This is a genomic window from Synechococcus sp. OH2, assembly GCF_047462155.1.
GTDB lineage: Bacteria > Cyanobacteriota > Cyanobacteriia > Thermostichales > Thermostichaceae > Thermostichus.
On record NZ_JANSIR010000082.1, the window covers coordinates 1 to 2862 of the forward strand.

General features: G+C 60.3%; 3 protein-coding genes. All 3 read right to left on the reverse strand.

What is annotated here, in order from left to right:
* Positions 1-35: 35 nt before the first annotated feature.
* Positions 36-449 (reverse strand): hypothetical protein, encoded by a 414-nt coding sequence (locus tag NW835_RS07310; RefSeq protein WP_414377854.1) that lies wholly within the window; start codon positions 447-449, stop codon positions 36-38.
* A gap of 71 nt (positions 450-520) precedes the next feature.
* Positions 521-1753, reverse strand: coding sequence for a response regulator (locus NW835_RS07315; RefSeq protein WP_414368033.1), 1233 nt, complete (start codon positions 1751-1753; stop codon positions 521-523).
* A gap of 332 nt (positions 1754-2085) precedes the next feature.
* On the reverse strand, positions 2086-2862 hold a 777-nt coding region (locus NW835_RS07320; RefSeq protein WP_414414924.1), incomplete at its 5' end, for an SIMPL domain-containing protein.

The following is a 2862-nucleotide window of genomic DNA, read 5'->3' on the forward strand; positions in this document are numbered from 1 at the left end:
CTCCCCACCGTATAGACGGTGGGGAATTCCGCACCTTACGTTAAACTGCTCATCTCGCCCAGGATCTGGTAGACGCGGTCAAAGCTTTGGCGGGTGCGCTCTTCTTGATCTGGCTGGCGCACCTGCACCAGGTACAGGCTCATCTTGATGGTTTGCAACCGGTTTTTGCCCAGATCCTCCAGCATTTCCCGAATTTGCCCGATCGCCTCCTGCCGCACCCGGCGTTGCCGCCGCCGTAACAGCCAGAACAGAATGCCGTGGATAACTCCCACCACGGTGGCGCTGATCGCCGTTGCCGTCGCCACGGAAAGAGCGCTGCGGCTGGCCACCCAGCCGCTGAGTAGGATTACGCCTATCCCCACCGCCGTCAGGATCAGCTCGATGTTGTTGAGAAACCACCTTCTTGCTGGCTTCCAGATGGCGGATTGGCTCCGACTAGAATTGAACATGGCTGTTCTTCCCACCTCCCACCTGCCTATTCTGCTGCGGCCAGCCCACCGCCGGGTTCTGGGGATTGGACTTACCGGCGCAGTCGCCATCCTCCGCGGCCCAGTTGACGCTTCAGACGCCGCCGCGGTTTCCGCCGGCGGATCCCCAAGGGCTGCTGAGAGCGGGATCCAGCTTCAAACCGCTCAGCCCTAGGCTCACGCACCCCTTGGCTGAGATCCTGGTTGTGTTGCCGCAACTCCTCGAGCTGCCTGAGGCGAGTTTCCAGCTCTTGGCGTAGCTCGGCATTCTCTTTTTCTAGATGTTGCAAACGCTTCAGCAGCTCTGAGGACGCCGTCCCGCTACTGCAATCGGAAACCGGGATGGGATGGGGTGCAGTCACCACCGAAGTGTGGACATTTTTGCTGTCTCGCAGGGCTTGGGCAGCCCGTCGCACCAGGGCCACCCCCTTGGGATCGTCCTTATCTGTGAGGGTGGCCGCCCCAAATTGAAGCTGCACCGGCAGCGCTCGCCCATTCACCACAAAGGGATCCTGGATCAACCGCTGGCAGCAGCGCTCGGCGGCAATCTGGGCAGCAGCCAGAGTGCTCCCCGGCAGCACCACAATAAACTGCCCCTCGTCGTAGCAAAAGAGGTCATCCCCCTCTCGCAAGTTGTGGGCCAAGCGATCCGTAAACAGCTTGAGAAGAGCAGCCCGACCGCCGGCCTCTAGGCCTTGCCCCAGCGCACTGAGGTTGGCCAAGCGCAGCACAAACAAACTGAGGGGATCTGATTGGGCACGGGCTTGGGCCACCCGCAACGGCAAGCGAGTAACCAAATCCTGCCGATTGCCCAAAGCAACCGAGCCAGAAGGAGATGAGACTTGTTTTTGTCCAGTCTGGAGCAGATATTGCTGGCGGCGGCTCTCCACAATGCGCAGCCCTGCCCGCACCCGCGTCAGCAGCTCTGCCGCCTGAAAGGGCTTGGAGAGGAACTCATCGGCTCCGGCTTCTAACGCCCGCTCCATGCTGTCGTTGCCCTCGCGGGCGGTCATGAGGATGTAGTACACCCAAGCATATTCGGGTGATTGCCGTAGCTGCCGGCATAGATCCAGGCCATTTAGATTGGGCATGACCCAGTCGGCGATGATGAGATCTGGGATCCGGCGGCGGATTTGCTCCAGGGCAGACAAGCCATCCAAAGCATAAGAAATACTACAGCCCTGCTTACCCAAAAAGTTGGACAACATCTCTGCCACCATGTAACTGTCATCCACGATCAGCACATGGGCCCGCAAGCTGCTGGCTCCGCCTTTGCTAGCGCCCAAGCCCGCCTGAGGGCCTTCAGACGTACCAGTGGCAGCAGCGTTCTCCAAATTGGGATCCACGGGTAAGCCAAAGCCAGATGACAAGGAAATCCGGGAAAGCAAACTTTCCCGTGTTTTCCATCGTTATTCTAGACGTAGGGATTGGCAGCCACTACCTAACTTTGCCGGGTTATTTTTTTGAGATTTTTGAAGTTTCGCAGTCATTCTAAACGCGAGGAAGATGCTTCTGGGCGTTCCCCGCTACTGCTCCTCACGCCCCCAGGGGGAATCCTCCTCTGCCCCAGGGAGAGGGAAGGCAGGGTTCGCCGTGACTTCATGGCCACCCCAGGAACCTAGAAACGAATCTCGAGCGTGACTTGGGCGCGCACGGCTTGTTGTCCTCCTTCCACCGGTGTGGAGGCTGCCTGTAGGCGAGCATACTCCGCTCCACCCATGCCTGCTAGAGGAACTGGCGGCGCGATGGAGCCCTCGCTGTGAATTTGGATGCCCTCCACAGAACGAATGCTCAGGTTCAAGGCCCTCAACACATCGCTGGCTTGACGTTGGGCATCTTCCACGGCCTGGGTCAGGGCACGGCTGCGCGCCTGCAGCAAGGTGGCCTCATCCGCTCGGAAGCTGACCGATTCCACCTGGGTGGCTCCGGCGGCCACGGCTTCATCCAGCACCTGTCCGGCTCGGGCTATGGGTACTTCAAATTGCAGGCTGTTTTGCCCCTGTACCCCGGTCAGGCGGGGTGGGCTCTGCTGGTAGTCGTATTGGGGATAGAGAGAAATGCCGGTGGTCTGCAGGGCGCTCACCTGCAGCTCTTTGAGGCGGTTCACCAGCCGCTCCGAGCGCTCGGCCACCTGCTGCTGTACCGCTTGGGCTGTCTCCCCTTGGAGCACCACCCCCAGCCGGATTACGGCAATGGAGGTTTCCACCGCAACAGATCCCTGGCCGGTTACCGTCAAGGTTCGGGATCCCTCACCGGGACTGGCCATTGCCCCGCCTCCAGCGATTGCGTTCCAACCCAACAGTGCCAGCGCCAGTACCACGCCCAGCCAGGCCACCCCCTTCAGCCTTTTCCACCCCTTGAGCCTGTCCATTGCTTCCCCCTTCAGTCGTTCAAC